This window comes from Pseudomonas sp. AO-1, assembly GCF_019775695.1.
GTDB classification, from domain to species: Bacteria; Pseudomonadota; Gammaproteobacteria; order Pseudomonadales; family Pseudomonadaceae; genus Aquipseudomonas; species Aquipseudomonas parakoreensis.
Genome location: NZ_CP079947.1, coordinates 3,103,445 through 3,127,047, shown reverse-complemented (window position 1 = coordinate 3,127,047; position 23,603 = coordinate 3,103,445). Strand labels below are relative to the sequence as shown.

Here is a 23,603-nt window from a genome sequence, read left to right as displayed (position 1 = left end):
AAGGGACAAACCGCCGATGACGGGAAAACAACGAATAACCGACAAAATTTCTACATATTTCCTTTCATGATTTGTCGTGCTGAAACGTCTTGTTTACTGAGAGCAGCCAAAACGTTTCCTGAACAGGCTCTGCAAAGGAGTAACCCATGTACAACTCGCAACTACCAACGGACGGTAGCCAGGCGTCACAAGGAGCTTCCATGAGTCCCCGCGCGAGCAGTTTCGCACCCAGCCCGGAACGCCAGGGCAATGAGCGCATTCGCCTGCTGCTCAAAAGCTTCGGTCTGCGTACCAGCCTGATTCGCCTGAAGGTCATCGACGCGCTGTTGGTCGCCGCGCAAAACGATCGACGCCTGGGCGTGCGCGGTGTGCACAGCCAATTGCTGGACCTGGATATTCCGTTGTCCTTTCTCAGCGTGCGCGAAGTGTTGAAGCGTCTGTGTGCCGAAGGTGTGGTCACCTTCAACCCGGACAAGAGTTACAGCCTGCATCCACAGGCTGCTGCCGTGCTCAATCACGATTGAAGCGTCCCGCGATCGCCGTCAGGGTTTGACCTTGCGGCGCATCACCCCGTTGATCACCACCACGACCACCGCCACACCGATGGCGATGTACTGGAACGTCTTCTCGCTGATCATCCCGGCATTTTGCAGCCACGACAGGCCGAGCATGATCGCCAGCACCGACAGCGCGATCAGTATCGAATATTTCAAACGTTGCTTCTGGGTCATTGCGGGTTCCTGAACCTTTCAAATGTATCCGGTTTGTATCCGGTTGCATGCCATGCACATACCGTGTTGCGGGGATGGGCTTTGATAAACGCGGTCTCATGTTACAGCCGATGAAGAGTTTTGGCTTCATGACGGCGTAACCATGAGGATTTTTGAAATGTTCCGTCGAATCACCTGGCTGATTCCCGTCCTTGCCGTACTGACCTTGAGCGGCTGCATCATTTTCCCCCACGGCGGCTGGCATGACGACCACCATCGGTACCAGGAAGGTCCCGGTTATTACCAACATCGATAGGCGATGACTCCCCGCATAAACGTTAAAAACTGTGTTCCCGGAACGACCGCGCCTGCTGAATAGCAGGCGTTTTCTGTCTCTAATGTGACCTGCGCGTGTAAGACGCTGATCAAGCTTTTGTAGGACTCTTCGAGCTGCAACGATTTGCGCATTTTTGATATTTCTGGACACACCTGCCGGGTGTAAATCCCCCTCTCCACCACCCTACCCTCTGCGCTCCTGATGCCCAACCACGAGCACACCCGCGCATGCAACGAACACTTATCGATATCAGCCCCGGACAGGCCCTCGGCTTCTGTCTGGCCGTCTCCCTGTTTGAACTGCTGACCTACATGGCCAGCGATCTGATCATGCCGGCAATGCTGGCCGTTACCCTGGAATTCGAAGCAGACGCGCAGCATGTTCCCTACGCATTCAATCTGTACCTGATCGGTGGTGTCTGCCTGCAATGGCTGATGGGGCCACTCTCCGACCGTTTTGGCCGGCGGCGGCTGCTGTTGAGCGGGTGCCTGTTGTTCGGCGTGGCCTGTGCCGCGACCTTTGGCTCCAGCAGCATTGAGGCGTTCAACCTGCTGCGGCTGATGCAGGGGATGGGCCTGGGCTTCGTCGTGGCCGTCAGTTATCCGGCCCTGCAGGAAGTTTTCCGTGAAGCGGATGCCGTGCGCCTGATGGCGTTGTTGGGCAATGTGGCATTGCTGTCGCCGCTGCTCGGGCCATTGCTTGGCAGCCTGCTGCTCGAATGGCTGAGCTGGCGGACGCTGTTTCTCGGCCTGGGCCTGGCGGCGGCTGTTGCCTGGCTGGGGCTGTATGTCTGCATGCCCGAGACCATCGGCGTCATGCGCAACGACGGCCAACAACAGGCACCCGTTGAGTTCAATTCACGGCAGATTGGGCAGCGCTATCTGACGCTGCTCGGCAACCGCCACTTCCTGTACGCCAGCCTCGCACTGGGCTTGATGAGCCTGCCCCTGATTGCCTGGATCGGGCTGTCGCCGCTGCTGCTGATGCAGTTGCTGGGCCTGTCCTCGCGCGAATACGGGCTGTGGCAAGTCCCGATCTTCGGCGCCGTGATTGTCGGCAATCTGATCCTTGATCGTTTGCTCGCCAGCCACTCGTTGCCCCGGGTCATTCGCATTGCGCTATGGCCACTGTGCCTGGGCCTGATCGCATTGATCGGCACAGCCCTGTCCAGCGCTGCGCTGCCGCTCCTGATTGCCAGCCTGTCGCTGTATGCCATTGGCCTGGGCATGAGCAATGCGGCGCTGTACCGGTTGGCACTCTTCGCCAGCGATGACAGCAAGGGCCTTGTTTCCGCGACCATCGGCATGCTCTCGATTGTCGTAATGGGTACGGGCGGTTCGCTGATAGCCGCTGTTGGCGGTGCCGACAGTCTCGAGGGTTTCGCCCTGTGCGCGGCACTCGCTGGCTTGCTGTGCCTGCCGCTGATCCAGCGTTTTGTGCACCTGTCGAAGCCACCCAACCTTGCACCGGCTACACCTGAGGAGGCCCGCTAATGCACCTTTTCCCTCACAGTGACGCACTCTGTGCATCCACGGCCGCCTACTGTGCGGACTCGTTGGCGCCCGGCCTGTTTGATCGGGCCATGCTCGAAATCACCCGTTTTCACATCGAACAGACCCCAGGTTATGAGCATTGGCTAAACGCCAATGGCATTGCAGCCAAAGACCTCGAGACCCTGGAGGACTGGTCGCACCTGCCACCGATTTTCGCCAACTTCTTCAAACAGCATTTGCTGCTCAGCCCCACTGGCGCGGACGCGCTGGAACTGACGTCCTCCGGCACCAGCGGGCAAAAAAGCCGCATGCGTTATGACGCGCGCAGCCTGGGTGCGGCGCAGTACATGGTCGAGCGGATATTTGCGCAGTACGGCTGGATTACACCGCATACGCCCTGCAATTACCTGTTGCTGAGCTACGAACCCCAAGCGCGAATCACCTTGGGCACATCGTTCACCGATCAGTTTCTGTGTGGCTTTGCCCCCGTCAATCGGGTGGTGTATGCGCTACGGGCCGACGGTGACGGTCATCGGTTCGATCTGTTCGGCGTGATCACGGCCCTGCAAGCGTTTGCTGAAGAAGGTTTGCCGGTGCGCATCTTCGGTTTCCCGGCTTTTCTATGGGAAACCCTGCAACGCATGCGCGCCACCGGCGCGACGGATCTGCAACTGCCGGCCGGGTCGCTGGCGTTCTTTGGAGGCGGCTGGAAAACCCGTGCCGCCGAAGAAGTCCCCAAGCAACAGTTGTACGCACGGATCCAGCAGCAATTGGGCATGGATGCCAAAGACTGTCGCGATGGCTACGGCGCCGTCGAGCACGCGGTGCCTTACATCGAGTGTGCCCACCACCATTTTCATGTGCCGGTCTATTCGAAAGTGTACGTACGCAGCCCCGTGGACTTTTCGGTCCTGCCCTATGGGCAGTGCGGTCTGCTCAGTCTGGTCTCGCCTTACATCTCGTCAAGTCCCGCCCACGCGGTGGTCATGAGCGACCTCGCCACGCTGTATCCCGCTGCAAGTTGCGGTTGTGGTCTGGCGAGCGACTGGTTCCAGTTGCATGGCCGCGCCGGCACGACGGCCGCGAGGAGCTGCGCCATGGCCGCTTCCGAATTCCTGGGGAAACACTGATATGTACTTGATCAACGGAAAACTGCGCTGCGACTGCGATCTCGACAGTGCGCTGCAACAACTTTACCCGCAACTGCCAAATCGGCTGCAGACACCCCTTGAGACCTCCACTTTACTGACCGCTGCGCAGGCGTTCGCCGAACGCCTGCAGCATCAACCTCTGGAGCTGTCACTCGACACCAGCCAGCGCCAGGCCCTGATCGACTTTTGCCAGCCTGCGACGCTGCAGGTCAAGCTTGATCATGAGCTGGGCCTGCGACCCGATTCCCTGCGCCGCATCGACTATCGGCAGTCGCGTTTCGAGCGCTGGAGCCCTCTGGGACTGGTGGTTCACATCACGCCAGCCAACGCGCCGCTGTTGGCGTTCTGTGCAGTCCTGGAAGGTCTGTTGAGCGGCAACGTCAACTGGCTGCGGCCCAGCAGCAGCGACGGCGGACTCACTGCGCGCCTGCTCCAGAAGTTGCTGGAATGTGACCCGAGCGGGCAACTCGATGGATACGTCGCGGTGTTGCCGACAACGACCGGACAAATCGGTCAGCTGTGCAGACACGCCGACGGCGTCTCCGCCTGGGGCGGCGAAACCGCGCTGCAAGCCATCCGACTGCAGATCCCGCCAGGCTGTCGCTGGATCGACTGGGGTCACCGCATCAGCTTCGCCTACCTGACCCCGGATGCGGCATCACCCGCCGTCCTCGATGCCATTGCCGATGAAGTCTGCCGCCTCGATCAGCAAGCCTGCTCCAGCCCGCAATGGTTGCTGGTCGACAGCGACGATGCGAGCGTATTGAACGATATCGGGGCGCAACTGGCTGCCGCGTTCGAGCGTCGCACCGGGCACTGGCCGGCGCTCACCCCGACGCTCGAAGAAGCCTCACAAATCACCACCAGTGCGGCGATGGCGCGGCTGGCGCAGAGTTTTGCCGGGCAAACCGGCCGGGTCTGGAGTACGCCGCACTGGCGGGTGATCTGGAGCCATGACCGTCAGCTCGAACCTTCCGCGCTGTTTCGCAGCCTGCTGCTCAAGCCTCTGCCCCGCGAACTGCTCGGCGCTACGTTGTTGCCGTGGCGCAACGTACTGCAGAGCTGTGCCTTGCTGTGTCCTGAGGTGCAAATCGCCGAACTGACGCAGACGCTGATCGCCGCCGGTGTGACCCGCATCGCCCCGATTGAAGCCATCCACGACGGCTACGACGGCGAACCCCATGACGGTGTTTACGCCCTGCAGCGCCTGAGCCGTCGCGTCTCGGTCAGCCTGCCGCCGGACGCGCTGGCGGGTCGTGCCACGCTTGACCGCCAGCCTCCTGCGCCAGGGCTATCAGGGGTTTCGATCATGGACAAGGCGACATTTGCAAGTCAGCCACCGAATGCCAAGGCACAACTGTACTTTCGGTCCGGCGGCAGCAGCGGTACGCCCACACTTTCCGCTTTCAGTTACCACGATTTCCAGCTTCAGATGCGTGCCACCGCCGACGGCCTGATCGCGGCCGGCCTCGATCCGGCGCAAGACAACGTCATGAACCTGTTCTTCAGCGGCGGGCTGTACGGTGGGTTTTCAAGTTTTGCCAAGGCGCTGGAACAACTGGAGGCCCGACACTGGCCGATGGGCGCTCCAGCGGATGACGATTACCGGGAGATCGCGCAACTGATCGTGCAACAACGGATCACGGTGCTGATCGGCATGCCCAGCACCGTGCACCGGTTGTTTCTCAATGAACAGCAGACGCTGCAGCGCTATGGCGCCATCGACAAGGTTTTTCTCGGTGGCGAGCACGTAAGCGCGCCCACCCGCGAGTTGTTGCAAAACTGCGGAGTCAGGCTGATCCGGTCGGCGATTTACGGCAGTGTCGATGCCGGTCCGCTCGGCCATGCCTGCCAGGCCACGGCAGACGGTGTGTTCCACCTGATGAGCGACATCCAGCACCTGGAAATCGTCCGTTTCGATCAGGACGCGCCGGTCGATCACGGTGAGTCGGGGCGTCTGCTGGTGACCTCCCGGGCGCGTCAGGGCCAGTCCGTGCAGCGCTATGACATCGGTGACAGCGGACGCTGGCTATCCGGCCCATGTCCCTGCGGTCTGACCTCACCGCGCTTCGAGCTGCTGCAACGGCACGGCAAATTGCTGCGCATCGGCACTGACTTCATCTCGCTGACAACGCTGGAGCAGCACCTGCAAGCACCGTTTCAACTGATCCTCGACCACGGCCCTGACGGCCGGGAACGCATGCGACTACGCAGTCCTCTGGAGCCGGCTCAGGCCCATCTTCAGTTGCAGGGCTATCAGACGCTGAACACGCTGGTGCAGACCGGACTGCTCACCGTGGACGTCGAGCAATGCGCCGTTGCGCAATTTGTCCGCAACAGACACAGCGGCAAGACACCCTCAGTGATTGATTCACGCCGCTGAAGACGGGCGCCTGCTGGCGCCCCACCGCTCCTTTGCATATGAAACCACCATGAACACCACCACAGATTTGAATGCCTTGCTCGATTTTGCCCGCCAACATTCGCCTTATTACCGCGAACACTTCAAGGACGTTGGAGATCCCGTCAGCAGCTTGAACGACTTGCCCCTGGTCGATCCCGGGCAGTACTGGCACGGCAGCCAGCCCCTGCAGAAGTGGTCGCCGTTGACCGGCCCGACCACGGATGCGCTGGTCTTCCAGACCGGGGGGACCACCGGTTCAGGCAAACTGTCGCTGTTCACCCGCGGCGAATGGCAAACCCTGACGCGCGATTTCGGCGTCCACCTCACGGCACAACTGAACCCCGGCGACCGAGTCGCCAATCTGTTTTTCGTCGGTGACCTGTATGCCAGCTTCATCTTTGTCCACGATGCCCTGGCACATGTCGAGACGCCCGTCAGCGAGTTTCCGTTCACCGGGGCCGTTGATAGCGCCGTACTGGCCAAGTCGATCGTGGCGAACCGGATCAACGTGCTGGCTGGCGTGCCGGCGCAACTGTTGAAATTTGCCGCCTGGCTCGAGCGCCGGTCGCAGGTTCTGGAGGGCGTCGAAACCCTGCTCTACGGTGGCGAGAGCCTGTTCGGCGCACAGCTGCAAGTGCTGCGTCGGGTGCTTCCGAACGCGCGTATTGCCTCCATCGGTTACGCCAGCGTCGATGCCGGACTCATCGGCGTCAGCACTCGCGATTGCGCTCTGGGCGAACACCGGATGCTGGAGCACCACAGCGTGCTGGAGATCATCGATGAGGTGAGCGGCGCAGTCATCGAAGAATGCGACCGTAACGGCAAACTGGTCATGACCAATCTGACCCGTCGCCTGATGCCCGTCATCCGCTATCCCGTCGGCGATCTGGCGTGCTGGCGTGAACCGCCCGGCACGCCCATGCGCAAATTCGCGCTGATGGGACGCAGTATGAGCAGCCAGCGAGTGCGGGTGGGCGTTTTGAGTCTGGACATGCGTGACACTGGCGACCTGGTGCAAAGCCTCGGGAAAAGCGCCGACTGGCAATTGATCATCGAGCAGCAGGGAAAAAAAGACCTGCTGAGTCTCAGATGGGTACCCGACAGGCACATGACTGATATCGCCCAGGCCAGCGCAAACCTGCGCAGCACGCTGATCGAGCAATATCCGTTGATCGAGAAGCTGCACGGCGAGCAATTGCTCGATCTGCATGTGATCGCCTGCGCCAGCGATGAACTGACGTGTCACCCACGTTCCGGCAAGCATCAGCGGGTTGTGGACCGGCGCGACTATCAGACTCCGTGCGAGCAGCAAGCTTGATGGCCAAGACCATCCTGCGGCGTTATCGCATCACCGACGCACCGGCAGTCAATGGCCTGTTCGAAGCCATTTACAGCACTCGTTATCCTCAACCGCATGTGTATCTGCCGTGCATGATCAATCAGAATCACAGTGACGGACGCTGGCACTCGCTGGTGGCGGAGGTGAACGGGCAGATTCGCGGGCATGCCACCCTGTTTCGCTGGTCTGGCAGATCCTCACTGGCAGAACTGGCACTGACGGTGGTACATCCGGATGCCCGCGGGCAGAACATCGCCACACGGTTGGGCCGGCAATTGCTGATTCATGCCCAGGCCCTAGATTGCCGGGGCGTCACCATCAAGCAGGTCACGCACCATCCGTACACTCAGCGTATGGCCGCCAGTCTCGGTTTTCACAGCTGCGGTCTGTTGCCGGATTACGCCTCTTCGCCCTTCGATGGACAGGGCCGAGAGACGATCGTTGTCGGCCACTACGACATCGAGGGTTTTCGACGCCCACTGCCCGCGCTGGTCTGGCCAACGGATTGCGGCGAATTGATGTCGCATCTGGAGGGGGCGTTTGGTACCACCGACAAAGCCGCGCCCTGGAGAGGCCCGAAGGTCCATGTCGAACACGCCTCGGGGCGCTATGACATCGTGCTCAAGGAACTCGATGACAACCTGCTCAGGCAACTTGAGCGACTGCCGGTGCAATGGCTGGTTTCGCTAAGGCTCAGGCTCGCCCAGGGTTTTCCCGCCGCAATGGGCCAACTTGCCGATGTAGGTTTCGCTTTCACCGGGATCGTCCCCGATGAGCGTAGCGAAGGCTGGCTGGCGCTGTTTCATCGCGGCTACCAGCCGTCAACGCTGACATTGCACTGCCCGCACATGCAACGCTTGCAGGATCAGGCCCGCCACGCCGGGGAAATGTACCGAGGCTAAAAAAAACGGCCCGCCCACAAAAAAATGGGCGGGCCGTTCTCAAGATTCAGGCCTTGGCTTTGACGCCTTGATCCACCGGTTTCGGCGCGTTGCCTTCACCGTAGGTTTTCAGGTTCTGCAGCACGTAGATCGCCTTTTTGAATTCGGGGATCAGGTTCTTGCCGTAAGCGTTGCCATTGAGGCCATTGCTCTGGATCGCGTCGAGCTGGGTCGCGAAATATTCCAGTGCGTTGAATTTGGCATCGACGTCTTTGGTCACGCCGAACCGGTCGAACTTGTCGCCGGCATTGAGCAAAGTGAACGAGGTGATCTCGGAGATCAGCCCGCGGCTGCGCAGGAAAACGCTCAGATTGCCCAGTTGTTTGACGGAAGTGTTCGACGGGTCGAAGCCCTTGATGTTCTTGCGCAGGCCCTGCTTGTCCATTTCTGCGGTGTTCAGCGCGTTCGGATCGTTGCCGACCATGGTCAGCATCTGCTGCACCTTGACGCTTTGATTCACCTGCTTTTTCGCGCCCGTATTGCGAACCAGCACCCCTGCCTTGCTTTCCCAACCACCGACAATGCCGATCGTCATGAGAAGACTCCCTGTGAAATAACCATGAAATGTCCTTGGTGACACTTTGAATGACGCGAAGTATCTACCGGCCAACTAGTGGCACCAACCCTTTTAGTGCAGTCGCTTACAATTTCTGTACATTCTCGATACAAATCACCGCAAGCTCACTATCACGGGGCTTCATGGCAGTTTGACGATGGCTGGCGATGCTTTTTCCGTATCGGTTAAACAGGCGGTCAATTCATTTGTATCAGGGTCGATACGCCCCTTATGTCAGCCCGAAACTTTCTTGCACGAAAGTACCTAAAGCTTCCCCCTTCGCCGACGATACGCTGGTGTAACCCCGCCGTTTCTCCCTCGACCCCACAATAAGAATCGCAGCTCAAGGACCGGTCTCCATGCCCGCATTCCGCACCATTCAGGCTCGCTACACGTTATTTCTGGTTCTTTTCATCCTGCTGCTGTCGGTGTTGACCGTGGTCGGTATCAGCCAATTGGTCGCACCCAAGCTGCGGCATACCGAAGAACAGGTGGTGCTCAATCGCATCGCCGAAGTCGCCGAGCAGATTCAGGGCGAACTCAATAAGGTTCAGTCGCAGCAGCGCAGCATCACTCAGACCATTCCGCTGCTCGACAGCGCGGCCATCGACACAGTGTTGCCGGGGCTGGTGGATCAGTACGGCGAACTGAAAGTGTTTGGTGGCGGGATTTGGCCGTTGCCGGGTCAGCGCGAAGCCGGACGTAACAAGTTCAGCACGTTCTGGCACCGCGATGCCTCGGGCAAACTGGCGGTGAACACCTTCTGGAACAGCGACGCGGCGCCGAACTACTACGACCAGAGTTGGTACAAGGGTGGCATGCAGACCCCGCGCGGCCAGTGCGCCTGGGCGGCCGCCTATAAAGACGATGCGAGCGCCGAGCCGCGCACCAACTGCGCCATGGCGATCCAGAAAAACGGCGCGGCCTGGGGCGTGTCAACCATCGACGTGACGCTGGGCTTCTTCAACGATCTGGTGGCGCGCAAGGAAAAAGACCTCAACGCCGAAATGCTGATCGTCGAGGCCGACGGCAAGATCATCAGCAACAGCTCGCGCATCAGCGGCCCGATCGTACTGAAGAACATCAGCGAGCTGGCCGCCGGTTCGACTTTCGCCAGTCAGGTCAAGGCGGGTCTGCAAAACCGTGATCAGGCGCAACGCGTCGAGTTCGACAACAATGGCGAGGCCAGCACGTTCTTCATGCGCCCGATCGAAGGCACGCCGTGGTTCCTCGCCACCGCCCTGCCAACGAAAATGCTCACTGCCCAGCGTGACGACGTGCTCAGCAGCCTGAGCCTGCTGCAGATTCCGCTGGTGATTCTGCTTGTGCTGTTGCAGGTGTATGCGATCCGCCAACTGGTGTCGCGAATGAAGGCGCTCAAGGCCAATATCGATTCGTTGTCCAGCGGCGATGCCGATCTGACCCGGCGCATCACCATCCGCGCCGAAGATGAACTGGGCGCCATCGGCCACTCGGTCAACACCTTTATTGCCTACTTGCAGAACATGATCGGTGAAGTGACGCAGGCCACCGGCGCCATGGCCTCAAGCCTCGACGATCTGCAACGCACGTCGGCCAACACCAGCCAGATTCTGCTGCGCCATGCATCGGAAACCGATCAGACCGTTACCGCCATCACCGAGATGAGCTCGACGGCCGAAAGCGTCGCGCAGAACGCCGCAGAAACCGCAGCGTTCACCCAACGCGCCAACGAAAACGCCGACCGTTCGCGGGTGGTCGTCGGTGAAGCCACCAACAGCGTGGTGGCCTTGATCGATGAAGTGGCCAGTGCCACCAAAAAAGTCGAGAACATGCAGCAGGACGCCCAGCGCATCACCGAGATCCTCGGGGTGATCGGCGCCATCGCCGGCCAGACCAACTTGCTGGCGCTCAACGCCGCCATCGAAGCCGCCCGGGCCGGTGAACAGGGTCGCGGCTTTGCCGTGGTGGCCGACGAAGTCCGCGCCCTCGCCGCCCGCACTCAGGCCAGCACCTCGGAGATCAACGAAATGCTGACTCGCCTGACCCAAGGCGTGAGCTCCTCGGTCAGCGCCATGGAAAACACTCAGGCCAGTTGCCAGTCCGCCGCCGACGCCACGGCGCGGGTCAACTCGGGTCTGGATGAAATGGCCGGCTCGGTCAGTCACATCAACAGCCTCAGCACGCAGATCGCCACCGCTGCCGAACAGCAGAGCGCAGTCACCGAAGAGATCAACCGCAGCATGGTGCAGATCCGGCACATGGTCGAAGAACTGGTGCACAGCGGCCAGGCCAGCGAACGCAACACCCACCAGTTGCTGGAAGCCAATAACCGGGTGAGCGCGATCATGGGGCGGTTCAAGGTTCGTTGAGCCTGACAGATTTGTAATCTTTCACTCAGCAGGCTGTCAGGCTTGATCAATGATCATCCTGCCAGCCTGTCTTGTATCAACTTGAAACACTCCGTTGATGCCGGGCAGGATAATCCGGTCAAAATGCTTTCCTTTTTGATCGTCATCCGAGCCGAGAATCCATTATGCGAACCTCCCTGCGACTGACCGCCCTCAGCGCCCTGCTTCTCTCCTCCCTGGCCCAGGCGGCCGACCTGATTCCGATCGAAGTGCATCGCGATGCCAATTGCGGCTGCTGCAAAAAATGGATCAGCCACCTCGAAGCCAACGGCTTCAAAGTCGAAGACCACGTCGAAAGCGACATGAGCCGCTTCAAGCAGCAACACGGCGTACCACCGCGCCTGGGCTCGTGCCATACCGCGCTGATCAACGGCAAGTTCGTCGAAGGCCACGTGCCGGCTGAACAAATACTGGCCCTGAGCAAGCGTGACGATCTGTTGGGTATCGCCGCACCGGGCATGCCGATGGGGTCGCCGGGCATGGAAATGGACGGCATGAGCGATGCCTATCAAGTGATCGGCCTGAAGAAAGACGGCACGGATGTGGTGGTGGCGGACTACCCGGCGCATTGATGGCTGCCGGTTACCTCGGGCTGTTCGCGGCGGCGTTCGGCGCTGCGACGCTGCTGCCGCTGCAATCGGAAGCGTTGCTGGTCGGCCTGATCGCCAGCGATCATTACTGGCTCTGGGGTCTGTTGGGTGTGGCGACGCTGGGCAATGTCCTCGGTTCGCTGGTCAACTGGTGGCTGGGGCGTGGCCTCGAACGGTTTCAGGATCGACGCTGGTTTCCGGTCAGCGCGAAACACATGGCCACCGCGCGCAAACATTACGAGCGTTACGGTCACTGGTCACTGTTACTCAGTTGGCTGCCGGTGATCGGTGATCCGCTGACCCTGATCGCCGGCGTCATGCGCGAGCCACTCGGGCGCTTTCTATTGATCGTCACCCTGGCCAAGGGCGCGCGCTACGCGGTGGTGGCGATGCTGACCCTGGGCTGGCTCGGTTGAACATTCCGCTCGCGGCGTTGCCTGTGGTTAACGTCGCCCTAATCCGGGCGTTCCAGCATCGGCCGATTTTCATGGAGTTTGTCCCTATGTCCGTCACGCTCTCCCGCTGGCTGCCCGGCCTGTTCCTCAGCGCTGCGCTGCCGCTGTTTGCCCATGCCGCCGCATCTGAAGCAGCCCCCGCCGACGGCCCGACCTATGGTCCGGAGCTGCAGGGTTTTCAGTATCCCTACACACTCAAGCACTTTGCCTTTCAGTCTCAGGGTAAATCCCTGCAGATGGGTTACATGGACGTCGCCGCCCATGGCAAGGCCAACGGCCGCACCGTGGTGCTGATGCACGGCAAGAATTTCTGCGCCGCCACCTGGGACAGCTCGATCAAAGCCTTGAGCGAAGCCGGTTACCGGGTTGTTGCGCCGGATCAAATCGGCTTCTGCACCTCGAGCAAGCCCGATCACTATCAGTACAGCTTCCAGCAACTGGCGACCAATACCCAACAACTGCTCAAAGCCCTCGGCATCCAGAAAGCCACCCTGCTTGGCCATTCCACCGGCGGCATGCTCGCCACCCGCTACGCGCTATTGTTTCCGGAACAGGTCGAACAACTGGCGCTGGTCAACCCGATCGGTCTGGAGGACTGGAAAGCCCTTGGCGTGCCTTATCGCACCGTCGATCAGTGGTACCAGCGCGAACTCAAGGTCACCGCCCAAGGCATTCGCGACTACGAACGCAACACCTATTACGACGGCCGCTGGAAACCCGAATTCGACCGCTGGGTCGACATGCTCGCCGGCCTGAGCAATGGGCCAGGCAAGACCCAGGTGGCATGGAACTCGGCGCTGATCTACGACATGATCTTCACCCAGCCGGTGTACTACGAGTTCAAGGACTTGAAAATGCCGACCCTGTTGCTGATCGGCACGTCCGACACCACGGCCATCGGCAAGGATCTCGCGTCCCCCGAGGTCAAGGCGAAAATCGGCCACTATGAGGTGCTCGGCAAGCAGGTCGCCAAGCTGATTCCACAGTCGACGCTGGTGGAATTCCCCGGCATGGGCCACGCGCCGCAGATGGAAGAGCCGGCGAAATTTCACCAGGCCTTGCTAGGCTGGCTGAACAACCCCAATCCCGTTCGTTGATGAGGTAAGGCTGATGGCGGTGCAGATTGCAGTGATCGATGACTGGCAGGACGTGGCGCGGGACGTGGTCGACTGGTCGGTGCTCGACAGCATCGGCGAAGTGACGTTTGTGCACGACTACCCGGCGGACAACGCCACACTGGCCGAACGTCTTGGCCAGTACCAGGTGATCTGCGTAATGCGCGAGCGCACGCGTTTCGACCAGGACCTGCTGCAGCGCCTGCCCAACCTCAAGCTGCTGGTCACCGGCGGCATGCGCAACGCGGCGCTGGACATGCAGGCGGCTGCCGACCTCGGGATCAAGGTCTGCGGCACCGACAGCTATAAGCACGCGGCGCCGGAGCTGACCTGGGCGCTGATCATGGCCGCCACGCGCAATCTGCTGAACGAAGCCAATGCCCTGCGCGCCGGCGGCTGGCAGCAAGGGCTGGGCGGTGATTTACACGGTAAAACCCTGGGCATTCTTGGTCTGGGCAGCCTCGGTCAAAAGGTCGCGCAATTCGGTCAGGTGTTTGGCATGCGCGTAATTGCCTGGAGTGAGAATCTCACCGCCGAACGCGCTGAAGCCGTCGGCGTGACCCGGGTCAGCAAACAGCAACTGTTCGAGCAGGCCGATGTGCTGTCGGTGCATCTGGTATTGAGCGAGCGCAGCCGTGGGCTGGTCGACGCACAGGCGCTGGACTGGATGAAACCCGGCGCGCTGCTGGTCAACACCGCCCGCGGGCCGATCGTCGATGAAGCGGCGCTGATCAAGGCATTGCAGAAACGCAAGATCGCCGCAGCGGCGCTGGATGTGTTCGATCAGGAACCATTGCCTGAACTGCATCCGTTTCGCACGCTGGACAATGTGCTGGCCACACCGCATGTGGGGTATGTCAGCCGACAGAACTACCAACAGTTCTTTTCGCAAATGATCGAGGATATTCAGGGGTGGGCGGCCGGCAACCCAATTCGAATCCTCAACTGACCCCGTGTAGGAGCTGCCGTGTTCAGCAGATCAACAAACTGACCGCACCACAACAGTGCGCTTCGCCTTTCCGCTAGCACAAAATCGTGACCGGTCAGTCACCGTTTTAGCCCTCTCCATCAAAAAAACCTGCCCTTCGTCGGTGCGTTCCCGCTTGAACACCACGGTTTTCGCTGCCTGCAAACCGATTGTCGAACAATTTAACCGTTTGCTCTCGCCCGCTCTAGGATCTGGCCTAGACTGATTTTCGCGGGTTAAAACCGGCCAGTCACAAACCCGAAAAATTGTCGAAACTTTTGCCGATGGCGGCGGGTCATCTGAAAGGCAGGGTCAACGCGACTGGTGCAATCCTTGCAACGGCCCTTTCACCCATTCTGCTTGCGCGTGTTGGGTAGCGTTTGCTCACCGATGCGTGGCGCGTTTGCGCCCGGCCACAGGATTTGGCCACAGCTTGTTCGATACAAGAATCAGATCAACGACACGGGAGATTCATATGATCAGTGCGGCATTGGATATTCAGGGAGAGCGTGCTCAGCAGGCGGTTGGTGAATCGAGCACCATGAGTCTTCCCGGCAGCCGGTCGATCAGCGTCCCGGGCACCAAAACGCTGACGCCAGTCGCCAGCCAGAATCCGAACAAGAAGAAAGTGCTGTTCGTCACCTCGGAAATCGCCGACCTGGTGAAGACCGGCGGTCTGGGTGACGTCTCCGCCGCCCTGCCCCGCGCCATGGCGCACTTGCACGATGTGCGGGTGTTGATCCCCGGCTACCCGCAGGTGATGCACAGCGAGAACCCGATCCATATCATCGGCGAACTCGGCGGCCATGCCGCACTGCCCCCGTGCAAGATCGGGCGCATGGACATGCCGGACGGACTGGTGATCTACGTCCTGATCTGCCCTGAACTGTATGAACGTGAAGGCTCGCCCTACGGCGCCAACAATGGCCGCGACTGGCCCGACAACCATATCCGTTTCGCCCGCCTGGGTCTGGCCGCTGCCGATATCGCCGCCAACCTTGCACAGATTCACTGGTGCCCGGATCTGGTGCACGCCCACGACTGGCCGGCCGGTCTGGCCCCTGCCTATATGCACTGGCGCGGGCAGCGCACGCCGACCCTGTTCACCATTCACAACCTGGCCTATCAAGGTGTGACCAGCCTCGGCTCGTGCCCGGAACTCGGCATCCCGACCCATGCCCTGCAACAGGAAGGCATGGAGTTCTACGGCAAGATGTCGTTCCTCAAGGCCGGCATGGCCTATTCGAGCCACATCACCACGGTCAGCGCGACCTATGCGCAGGAAATCACCACCCCGGATTTCGGCTGCGGTCTCGACGGTTTTCTCGCCGCCAAGACCCAGCAAGGCTTGCTCAGCGGCATTCCCAACGGCATCGACGAAAGCTGGGACGCGGCGACGGATCCGCACCTGTTCGCGCCGTTCGCCATCGGCGACTGGGAAGGCAAAGCGATCAACGCCGCCCATGTGCGTGAACTGTTTGGCCTGAGCGACTCCAGCGGCCCGCTGTTTGCCGTGGTTTCGCGACTGGTCTATCAAAAAGGTCTGGACCTGACGCAAGCCGTCTCCGAATACATCGTGCAGAACGGCGGCCAGATCGCAATCATCGGCCGTGGCGAGCCGGAAGAAGAACAGGCCATGCGAGAGCTGGCGCTGCGCTTCCCCGGGCAGATCGGCGTGCGCATCGGCTTCAATGAAACCGACGCCCGCCGCATGTTCGCCGGCAGCGATTTCCTGCTGATGCCGTCGCGCTACGAGCCTTGCGGCCTCAGTCAGATGTACGCCCAGCGTTTCGGCTCGTTGCCGGTGGCGCGCAATACCGGCGGGCTGGCCGACACCATCGAGAATGGCGTCACCGGTTTCCTTTTCGACGAATCCACCGCCGACAGCTACCGCGAAGCCCTGAGCCGTGCGTTCAAGGTCTTCGCCTTCCCCGAATTGCTCAACGCGATGCGCTGCCGGGCCATGGCCGCGCCGTTCAACTGGTGCAAAGCGGTCGAACCCTACGCCGAACTCTACGAACGACTGGTCGCCAAGGCGCTGGGTAAAGCCGGCCACAAATAACTCAGGGAGCTTTTCACGATGCCGTTACGGACCCAAGAAAACTGGCCCCACGGCGCGATCATGCAGGACGCCGAACACACTCAGTTTGCGCTGTGGGCACCGGATGCGTTTTACGTCAGTGTCGAACTTGAAGACGGCCAGTCCCTGCCGATGTTGCCGCAGGGCGATGGCTGGTTCGTGATCAAGGCCCGGTGCCCGGCGGGCACCCGCTACCGCTTCAACATCGACGGTGAACTGGAGGTGCCCGACCCGGCCTCCCGCGCTCAGGACGGTGACCTTGACCGTCACAGCGTGGTGGTCGATCCGCTGGCCTATGTTTGGCGGCACACCACCTGGCACGGCCGGCCGTGGAGCGAAGCGGTGATCTATGAGCTGCACGTCGGCGCACTCGGCGGTTTTGCGGAAGTCGAGCAGCATCTGGCACGTCTGGTCGAGCTGGGGATTACCGCCATCGAACTGATGCCTGTCGCGCAATTTCCCGGTACCCGCAACTGGGGTTACGACGGCGTCCTGCCTTTCGCACCGCAAGCCTCCTATGGCACCCCGGAGCAACTCAAACACCTGATCGACAGTGCCCACGGCCATGGTCTGGCGGTGATTCTCGACGTGGTCTACAACCACTTCGGCCCTGACGGCAATTACCTGGGTCGCTACGCCAAAGGTTTTTTTCGCGAAGACAAGCACACACCCTGGGGGGCGGCGATCGACTTCCGCCGCCGTGAAGTGCGGGACTTCTTTATCGAAAACGCGCTGATGTGGGTGCTCGAATACCGTTTCGACGGTCTGCGCCTGGACGCAGTGCATGCGATCGAAAGCCCGGATTTCCTGCCGGAGCTGGCACAACGCATCCGTCAACAGATCGATCCGACGCGCCACGTCTGGCTGACCGTGGAAAACGAGCTCAACCAGTCAAGCCTGCTCGAAGAGGATTACGACGCCCAGTGGAACGACGACGGGCACAACGCCCTGCATGTGCTGCTGACCGGCGAAACCGATGCCTATTACGCGGACTATGCGCTGCAACCCACTGAGCAACTGGCCCGCTGCCTGAGCCAGGGATTCGTGTTTCAAGGCCACATCACCCGCCACGGCGAACCGCGCGGCGAGCCCAGCGAACACCTGCCCTCCACCGCTTTCATCCTGTTCCTGCAGAACCACGACCAGATCGGCAACCGGGCCTTCGGCGAACGTCTGCATCAATTGGCCGACCCACGCGCCGTGCAGGCCGCCACCGTGCTGTTACTGCTGTCACCGATGATTCCGCTGATGTTCATGGGCGATGAGTTCGCCGCCGAACAACCGTTCCTGTTCTTCACCAGCCACCACGGTGAACTGGCGGATCTGGTGCGCGAAGGTCGGCGCAATGAGTTCGCCGCGTTCAGCGCCTTCACCGATCCGCACCAGCGCGAAAAAATTCCCGATCCGAATGCCGAACAGACCTTCCACGCCTCACAGCCACGCTTGATCGGCAGTGGCAGCGCAAAACAGCAGGAAACCCTCGCGCTGTACCGACGCCTGCTGCAATTGCGCCATCAATACATCATTCCCAACCTGTCCGGCACTCAGGCGCTCGGGGCGCACATGCTCGGTCGTGGCGCGGTCAGTGCGCGCTGGCGCCTGGGCGATGGCAGTGAGCTGCGAATTGACCTGAACCTCAGCGACACGCCAGTGGTCAACCCAGCACAGAGCGACGCTGTGTGGCTGTTTCAGCAACCGCCCGCCGTTGCCCTGTCGGAACCGGGCCAACTGCCCGCGTATTGCGCGCTTGTCAGCCTCACGGCCGCAACCCCCTTGCAACCTCTGGATGGAGAGCGCCTATGAGCGATGCGCAACTGGAAATACTCGCAAGCCGCGCCGGCCTCGCCGTCGACTGGATCGACGCCAACGGCCGCCCGCAGAAAGTCGCCCCGGCGGTACTGCGCAATGTCCTTACCGGGCTGGGTCATCCGGCCAACACCGCGCAGGAAATCGATGCCAGCCTGCTGCAACTGCAACAAGTACAGCAAGATCGCCACTTGCCGCCGCTGTTGACCGCCGATGTCGGGGTCGGCGTTGATCTGGCACGCTATTTCGAGCCCGAGACGCCTTGCGAAATCCACCTCGAAGACGGCTCCCGCCTCAACCTCAAACTCGACGCCGAAGCGAAACTGCCCGGCTTGATCCCGGTCGGTTATCAGCAGGTGCATATCGCCGATCAGTATTTCACTCTGGCCGTGGCCCCCGAGCGTTGCTTCAGCGTGGGCGATGCGGTAGACAACCCGATCCCTCGCGTCTGGGGCCTGAGCGCGCAGCTGTACAGCCTGCGTCGCCCCGGCGACTGCGGCTTTGGCGACACCCAGGCACTGGAGGAACTGGCTCGTGTGGCCGGCGAACGCGGCGCCGATGCGCTGGCGATCAGTCCGTTGCACGCGATGTTCAGCGCCGACACCGGGCGCTACAGCCCTTATTCGCCCTCCAGCCGTCTGTTTCTCAACCCCCTGTATGCCGCACCGGGCGCCATCCTTGGCGAACGGGCCTTGCGCGATGCGATCGACGCCAGTGGGCTGGCGGAACAATTTCGTCAACTGGAAGATTCGAAACTGATCGACTGGCCGACCGCCGCCAACGCCAAACAGGCATTACTGCAGGCCTTGTACGATGGTTTTGTCACCGGCGAGCATCCGTTACACCCGGACTTCGCCAGTTTCCGTCATGCCGGTGGCGAAGCACTGGAAAACCACTGCCGCTTCGAAGCGATTCAGGAAATGCGCGCCGCCCGTGGCGAAAGCCTCGACTGGCGCGAATGGCCGGAACACTGGCACGACCCGCGCGGTGCCGCCCTTGAAGCCTTTGCCGAGGAATACGCCGAACGCATCGGTTACTTCGCCTTCTGCCAATGGCTGATCCACCGCTGCCTGGAGCGCGCGCAGACGGCTGCCCGTAGCGCCGGCATGGGCATCGGCCTGATCGCCGACCTCGCGGTCGGTGCCGACGGCGCCGGCAGTCAGGCCTGGAGCTTTCAGGACGAATTGCTCGCCTCGCTCACCGTGGGCGCGCCCCCGGACATTCTCAACCGCTCCGGTCAGGGCTGGGGGATATCCGCGTTTTCCCCCGAGGGCCTGATACGCAACGGCTTTCGCGCGTTCATCGACATGCTCCGGGCCAACTTCGCCCATGCCGGCGGACTGCGCATCGATCATGTGATGGGCCTGCAACGCCTGTGGGTGATCCCCAATGGCGCCGTTCCGGCCGATGGCGCTTATCTGTATTACCCGTTCGACGACCTGCTGCGCCTGCTGACCCTCGAATCCCATCGGCATCAGGCCATCGTCCTCGGCGAAGACTTGGGCACGGTGCCCGAGGGGCTGCGAGAAAAGCTCAGCGCACGTTCGATTCTCGGCATGCGCGTGCTGTTGTTTGAGCAGGACAACACCCGTTTCAAGCCGATCCTCGACTGGCCGGACAACGCGCTGGCGACCACCAGCACCCACGATCTGCCAACGCTCAACGGCTGGTGGCACGGCCGTGACATCGACTGGAATGCGCGCCTGGGCTTTGTCGATGCCAACGGTGAAATCGACTGGCGCCGTCATCGCCAGCGCGAACGCGAAGGCCTGCGCGGGGCGCTGAGTCAGGACCCGCAGAACTTTCGCGAAGAGTCCCACGAAGCCGATCAAGTGGTCGATGCCAGCGTGCGTTTCCTCGGTCATACCCGCGCACCGCTGGTGTTGCTGCCGCTGGAGGATGCACTGGGCATCGACGAACAAGCCAACCTGCCGGGAACCATCGACAGCCACCCGAACTGGTCGCGGCGCCTGCCCGGCAACAGCGAAGCCTTGCTCGATGGCGCCGATGCCGCGCGCCGCCTCGAACTGCTGGCCTGCGCCCGCCTGCAAGCTGCCGAGCGTGACCAATGAACCAGACCCTCATCCAGCCCCTGCGCGCCACCCTGCGCCTGCAATTTCACAAGGGTTTCACGTTGGAGCAAGCGGTGCCGCTGGTGCCGTACTTTGCCCGCCTTGGCATCAGCCACCTCTACGCCTCACCGCTGCTCGCGGCCCGCGCCGGCTCCATGCACGGCTACGACGTGGTCGACCCGACCCAGGTCAATCCGGAACTCGGCGGCGAACCGGCGCTGCGGCGTCTGGTCAGCGCCCTGCGCGAACACAACATGGGGCTGATCCTCGACATCGTCTCCAACCACATGGCCGTCGGCGGCGGGGACAATCCGTGGTGGCTCGACCTGCTGGAATGGGGCCGCCTGAGCCCCTACGGCGAGTTCTTTGACATCCAGTGGCACTCACCGGACCCGTTGATGGAAGGCCAGTTGCTGCTGCCGTTTCTCGGCAGCGATTACGGCGTCGCGTTGCAGGAAGGCACACTGAAACTGCACTTCGACGTACAGCAAGGGCGCTTTCACGTCGAGCATTACGAACACCACTTCCCGATCTGCCCGAATGACTACGGTGAACTGCTCAAAACCATTGAGCCGCTGAAGTCACTGGCTGATCGTTTCAGTGCGTTGAGCTACCAGACCGATGCGCATGCGCTGGCGATGCCGCTCAAAGCTGAATTGAAGGACCTGGCAAGCGATCCGCAGATCTTTGCCGCGATCGAGGAAAGTCTCGCGCATTACGACTCCACCACTGCCGAAGGTTTCGACAAGCTGCACCAGTTGCTCGAACGCCAGAGCTACCGTCTGGCCAGTTGGCGCACCGCAGCGGATGACATCAACTGGCGGCGTTTTTTCGACATCAACGAACTCGGCGGCCTGCGTGTCGAGCGCCCGGCGGTGTTTGAAGCGACTCACGGCAAGATTTTCCAGTTGATCGCCGAAGGGCTGGTCGACGGTTTGCGCATCGACCACATCGACGGCCTCGCCGACCCGCGTGGCTATTGCCGCAAGTTGCGGCGGCGCCTTGACTTGCTCGCGCCGGGACGGCACTTGCCGATCTACGTCGAGAAGATTCTCGGTGAAGGCGAAACGCTGCGCACCGACTGGGCAGTGGATGGCAGCACCGGTTACGAGTTCATGAATCAGCTCTCGTTGCTGCAACACGATCCCGATGGCGAACACGTCCTCGGCGATCTGTGGCAGCGACGTACCGAGCGTCCGGCGGCGTTCATCGAAGAAGCGCAACTGGCGCGCCAGCAGATTCTCAATGGCTCGCTGGCCAGCGACTTCGAAAGCGTCGCTCAGGCGCTGCTGCAGGTTGCCCGGGACGACTTGATGACCCGCGACCTGACCCTCGGCGCGATTCGCCGTGTGTTGCAGGCGCTGATCGTGCATTTCCCGGTGTATCGCACTTACATCAGCGCACTCGGTCGCTCGGCCCAGGATGAGCACTTCTTCCAGCAAGCCATGGACGGCGCCCGGCAGACCCTGAGCGAAGGCGACTGGCCGGTGCTCGACTGCGTGGCCGCATGGCTCGGTGGCACGCCGTGGCGGCACACACCGCGCGGACGCTCACGCAAGATTCTCAAGCACGCCTGCGTACGCTTCCAGCAACTGACCTCCCCAGCGGCAGCCAAAGCCGTCGAAGACACCGCGCTGTACCGCTCGGCGGTCCTGCTGTCGCGCAATGACGTCGGCTACAACACCGAACAGTTCAGCGCACCGCTGAGTGACTTCCACGCGATCAATCAACAGCGCATGGAGGCGTTTCCCGACAACTTGCTGGCCACCGCCACCCATGACCACAAACGCGGCGAGGACACCCGCGCGCGGCTGGCGGTGCTCAGCGAGCGCAGCCACTGGTACGCCGAACAGGTCGAGTTGTGGCGCGCCCTCGCCCGACCGCTGCGTGACGATGATCAACAGCCCTCGTCCGCTGATGAACTGATCCTCTATCAAGCCCTGCTCGGCAGTTGGCCGCTGCACTTGCGCGATGACGATCAGGCCGGTTTGGCCGATTACGCCGAGCGGATCTGGCAATGGCAGCAGAAAGCCCTGCGCGAAGCCAAGCTGCAGAGCAGTTGGAGTGCGCCGAATGAAGCCTATGAAAACGCTGCGCAGACGTTCACTCAACGCCTGCTCACCGGTGAAGCAGGCGAGTTGCTGCGCGCCGCGCTGAGCAAGACCGTGAACAGTATCGCTGCCGCTGGCGCCCTCAACAGTCTGGCGCAAACCTTGCTGCGCATGACGGTGCCGGGGGTGCCGGATCTGTATCAGGGCAACGAGTTCTGGGATTTCAGCCTGGTCGATCCGGACAACCGCCGGCCGGTGGACTACGCCGCTCGCGAGCAGGCCCTGCATCAACGCATTGAAGTCGAGACTCTGCTGACGAACTGGCGTGACGGGCGTATCAAGCAAGCGTTGATCGCCGAGGTGCTGAACCTGCGCGTCGAACACGCCGAGCTGTTCCGGCGCGGCGCGTACCAGGCCTTGGAGGTACTGGGCGAGCAGGCGCACAACGTGCTCGCGTTTGCCCGTGAGCACGAGGGGATGTACGCCATCGTGATCGTCCCGGTGCGCTGCGCGACGCTGCTGGAAAACGGTGCCGTCCCTCAAGTTGATGCGCTGCGCTGGGGCGATACACGGGTGGTTTTACCGTTCGCCGCCTCTGACACAAACCTGAAGGGACTTTTTCACAGCAGCGCAGTCACAAAAAACAGGGAGCTGAACGTCAGCGCCGCGCTGGGGGATATCCCGGTCAATCTGTTTATCCAACTCTTTACGTAACGACGAGTTCAGTTCAGGAGCATTGCGATGAGTACCGACGATAAACGCATCCGCGAGTTCGCCTATCAGATCTGGGAATCAGAGGGCAAACCTGAAGGTCATGAAGCACGCCACTGGGAGATGGCGCGCAAACTGGCTGAAGCCGAGGCTTTGGCGCCGAAGAAAGCGCCGAAAGCGGCGGGCAGCAAGACCGCCGGCAAAGGCACCGACAGCAAGGCTGCGGCGGCCAAGCCCAAGGCGCCAGCGGCCGCCAAGGCCAAACCGGCAGGCGCCGCCAAAGTCGTCCCGCCGGGTGAAAAAGCCGCCGAGAAAAAGCCCCGCGCCCCACGCAAGCCCCCGGCCAACTGACACACCCGGATTGTTGAACTGAATGACCGTGTGGCGGGTTCGCCCGTCACGCAGGGACAACTCGTCCTCAAAAAACCTGATAAC

Annotated in this window: 19 protein-coding genes; 17 read left to right on the top strand and 2 right to left on the bottom strand. The window is 61.4% G+C overall.

What is annotated here, in order from left to right; translation table 11 throughout:
* The first annotated feature begins 146 nt into the window (after nucleotides 1-146).
* On the top strand, nucleotides 147-524 hold the full coding sequence (locus KVQ82_RS14295; protein ID WP_047294218.1) for a fe2+ zn2+ uptake regulation protein: 378 nt from the start codon (nucleotides 147-149) through the stop codon (nucleotides 522-524).
* A gap of 18 nt (nucleotides 525-542) precedes the next feature.
* Here the strand turns inward: KVQ82_RS14295 and KVQ82_RS14290 are convergent, their stop codons facing one another.
* Nucleotides 543-731: a hypothetical protein gene (locus KVQ82_RS14290; RefSeq protein WP_041067099.1), complete on the bottom strand. Its 189-nt coding sequence runs from the start codon at nucleotides 729-731 to the stop codon at nucleotides 543-545.
* Between the two features lie 157 nt (nucleotides 732-888).
* On the opposite strand from KVQ82_RS14290, the gene KVQ82_RS14285 reads away from it, so the two are divergent.
* The 6 genes from KVQ82_RS14285 to KVQ82_RS14260 all read left to right on the top strand — a co-directional run bounded on the left by KVQ82_RS14285 (nucleotide 889) and on the right by KVQ82_RS14260 (nucleotide 8,336).
* Nucleotides 889-1,026, top strand: coding sequence for a hypothetical protein (locus KVQ82_RS14285; protein WP_177327908.1), 138 nt, complete (start codon nucleotides 889-891; stop codon nucleotides 1,024-1,026).
* A gap of 248 nt (nucleotides 1,027-1,274) precedes the next feature.
* The gene (locus KVQ82_RS14280) at nucleotides 1,275-2,540 is read left to right on the top strand and encodes an MFS transporter (RefSeq protein ID WP_222019227.1); all 1,266 of its coding nucleotides are present in this window, start codon (nucleotides 1,275-1,277) and stop codon (nucleotides 2,538-2,540) included.
* Entirely contained in the window at nucleotides 2,540-3,670 is a 1,131-nt protein-coding gene (locus tag KVQ82_RS14275; RefSeq protein WP_222019226.1) for an acyl-protein synthase, read from the top strand. Before KVQ82_RS14280 ends, KVQ82_RS14275 begins: the two co-directional genes overlap by 1 nt.
* A gap of 1 nt (nucleotide 3,671) precedes the next feature.
* Complete coding sequence (locus KVQ82_RS14270) at nucleotides 3,672-6,074, top strand: acyl-CoA reductase (protein ID WP_222019225.1); 2,403 nt, start codon at nucleotides 3,672-3,674, stop codon at nucleotides 6,072-6,074.
* Nucleotides 6,075-6,123: 49 nt separating this feature from the next.
* Nucleotides 6,124-7,413, top strand: coding sequence for a phenylacetate--CoA ligase family protein (locus tag KVQ82_RS14265; RefSeq protein ID WP_222019224.1), 1,290 nt, complete (start codon nucleotides 6,124-6,126; stop codon nucleotides 7,411-7,413).
* Nucleotides 7,413-8,336, top strand: a complete 924-nt coding sequence (locus tag KVQ82_RS14260) for a GNAT family N-acetyltransferase (RefSeq protein ID WP_222019223.1) — start codon at nucleotides 7,413-7,415, stop codon at nucleotides 8,334-8,336. Before KVQ82_RS14265 ends, KVQ82_RS14260 begins: the two co-directional genes overlap by 1 nt.
* A 46-nt stretch (nucleotides 8,337-8,382) precedes the next feature.
* On the opposite strand, the gene KVQ82_RS14255 is transcribed toward KVQ82_RS14260, so the two are convergent.
* The gene (locus KVQ82_RS14255; protein ID WP_041067079.1) at nucleotides 8,383-8,910 is read right to left on the bottom strand and encodes a hypothetical protein; all 528 of its coding nucleotides are present in this window, start codon (nucleotides 8,908-8,910) and stop codon (nucleotides 8,383-8,385) included.
* A 380-nt stretch (nucleotides 8,911-9,290) separates the two neighbouring features.
* Between KVQ82_RS14255 and KVQ82_RS14250 the strand changes: the two genes are divergently transcribed.
* The 10 genes from KVQ82_RS14250 to KVQ82_RS14205 all read left to right on the top strand — a co-directional run bounded on the left by KVQ82_RS14250 (nucleotide 9,291) and on the right by KVQ82_RS14205 (nucleotide 23,519).
* On the top strand, nucleotides 9,291-11,282 hold the full coding sequence (locus KVQ82_RS14250; protein ID WP_041067073.1) for a methyl-accepting chemotaxis protein: 1,992 nt from the start codon (nucleotides 9,291-9,293) through the stop codon (nucleotides 11,280-11,282).
* Between the two features lie 164 nt (nucleotides 11,283-11,446).
* Nucleotides 11,447-11,893, top strand: a complete 447-nt coding sequence (locus KVQ82_RS14245; protein WP_222019222.1) for a DUF411 domain-containing protein — start codon at nucleotides 11,447-11,449, stop codon at nucleotides 11,891-11,893.
* Nucleotides 11,893-12,327, top strand: a complete 435-nt coding sequence (locus tag KVQ82_RS14240) for a YqaA family protein (RefSeq protein ID WP_222019221.1) — start codon at nucleotides 11,893-11,895, stop codon at nucleotides 12,325-12,327. Before KVQ82_RS14245 ends, KVQ82_RS14240 begins: the two co-directional genes overlap by 1 nt.
* Nucleotides 12,328-12,413: 86 nt before the next feature.
* Nucleotides 12,414-13,463 (top strand): alpha/beta fold hydrolase, encoded by a 1,050-nt coding sequence (locus KVQ82_RS14235; RefSeq protein WP_095666662.1) that lies wholly within the window; start codon nucleotides 12,414-12,416, stop codon nucleotides 13,461-13,463.
* A 13-nt stretch (nucleotides 13,464-13,476) separates the two neighbouring features.
* Nucleotides 13,477-14,430 (top strand): D-2-hydroxyacid dehydrogenase family protein, encoded by a 954-nt coding sequence (locus KVQ82_RS14230; RefSeq protein ID WP_222019220.1) that lies wholly within the window; start codon nucleotides 13,477-13,479, stop codon nucleotides 14,428-14,430.
* Nucleotides 14,431-14,923: 493 nt separating this feature from the next.
* Nucleotides 14,924-16,510 carry a glycogen synthase GlgA gene (gene glgA, locus KVQ82_RS14225; protein ID WP_041067060.1) on the top strand — a complete coding sequence of 529 codons (1,587 nt, stop codon included), beginning with the start codon at nucleotides 14,924-14,926 and terminating at the stop codon, nucleotides 16,508-16,510.
* Nucleotides 16,511-16,528: 18 nt separating this feature from the next.
* Entirely contained in the window at nucleotides 16,529-18,331 is a 1,803-nt protein-coding gene (treZ, locus tag KVQ82_RS14220) for a malto-oligosyltrehalose trehalohydrolase (protein WP_222019219.1), read from the top strand.
* A complete protein-coding gene (gene malQ, locus KVQ82_RS14215) occupies nucleotides 18,328-20,406 on the top strand; it encodes a 4-alpha-glucanotransferase (protein ID WP_222019218.1) in 2,079 nt (692 codons plus the stop codon). The genes treZ and malQ overlap by 4 nt, the downstream gene beginning before the upstream one ends.
* Entirely contained in the window at nucleotides 20,403-23,171 is a 2,769-nt protein-coding gene (locus KVQ82_RS14210) for a malto-oligosyltrehalose synthase (RefSeq protein ID WP_222019217.1), read from the top strand. Before malQ ends, KVQ82_RS14210 begins: the two co-directional genes overlap by 4 nt.
* Nucleotides 23,172-23,198: 27 nt before the next feature.
* Complete coding sequence (locus tag KVQ82_RS14205) at nucleotides 23,199-23,519, top strand: DUF2934 domain-containing protein (RefSeq protein WP_145597937.1); 321 nt, start codon at nucleotides 23,199-23,201, stop codon at nucleotides 23,517-23,519.
* Nucleotides 23,520-23,603 lie beyond the last annotated feature (84 nt).